Annotated in this window: 1 protein-coding gene; it reads left to right on the plus strand. The window is 39.6% G+C overall.

The window, feature by feature from the left end:
* The coding region (locus ACYVRA_RS06520) for a carbohydrate ABC transporter permease (RefSeq protein ID WP_461251940.1) at positions 1-1,323 on the plus strand (1,323 nt) is incomplete at both ends.

The raw sequence follows: 1,323 nt of genomic DNA on the forward strand, positions 1-1,323 counted from the left end.
GTATATAATGACAAATCAAAACGCAGGTTATTATAATGCCACTCCCTTTTATGTAAAAGTAATCAATTCTAGTTTAAATGTAGTCAGGCAAATAGGCGCTTCATTTACGGGAGGCGTAAAAGGTTTTGCGGGTTGCATTAAAAAATTTTTTGTTGATTTTTGCAAAAGATTCATGGAAGGGAATACGGCGACTAAAATCTCCCATTTTATTATGGGATTTGGCAATTTTTATCATAAACAGATCGTCAAAGGGGCGATTTATTTATTGTTGCAGGTCGGATTTATCCTGTTTATGGTATTATGCCCGCAGGTAAACGACACTCCGCTTGGCTATAAAGCGCTTGTTAATTTTACGACGCTGGGCACGGAAGAAGGGGATATATTTAACAAGGCCGACGACTCGATGCTAATGCTCCTGTTTGGAGTGGTAACATTCTGCATAATTATCCTGTTTTTCATTTTGTATTTGAGCAGCCTGGCCAGCGCGTACAAGGCGGAATGTGACAAACGAAAAAAAGGAAAAGCGTCAAGCTTTATAGACGACATAAAAGAACTGTTTGACAAGCGTTTTCACGTAACGCTTCTTACTCCGACATTTATCGGAGTGACTATTTTTACAATAATGCCCACGATTTTTATGATATTTATAGCCTTTACCAACTTTGACAGCCAGCACCAGGGGCAAGTACTGTTTGATTGGGTCGGGTTTGCGAACATAAAGAACCTGTTTACAAAAACCGGGGAAATAGGACAGAGGTTTATTCCAGTATTAAGCTGGACTGTCGTATGGACGTTCTTTTCAACTTTCTCCTGTTATTTTGGCGGCATTTTCCTTGGGCTTCTAATCAATAAAAAAGGCGTTAAGTGCAAGACGTTTTTCAGAACAATCTTTATTTTAACTATAGCCATGCCTCAATTTGTTTCTTTGCTTGCCGTCAGAAATATTCTGGGGGAATACGGCCCTATTAACACATTGCTTGTTAAATTGGGCATATTAAACGATCCTATTTCTTTCTTGCAGAATTCAAGCAGTCTTTTAAGGGTACGGGTTACAATAATTCTAACTAATTTCTGGATCGGCATTCCGTATACGATGCTTTTAACCACCGGCATATTAATGAATATTCCCGCCGATTTTTACGAAGCCGCGACTCTTGACGGGGCCGGCCCGTTTAAGTGCCTTGTAAAAATTACAATGCCGTATATTATATTTGTTACTACTCCTTACCTTATCAGCTCTTTTATCGGTAATTTTAACAACTTTAACATTATCTACCTTCTTACCGAAGGCAAACCCGCCGCCGTGGGGGGCTATAAAGCCGG

This window comes from Treponema sp. R8-4-B8 (genome assembly GCF_054786175.1).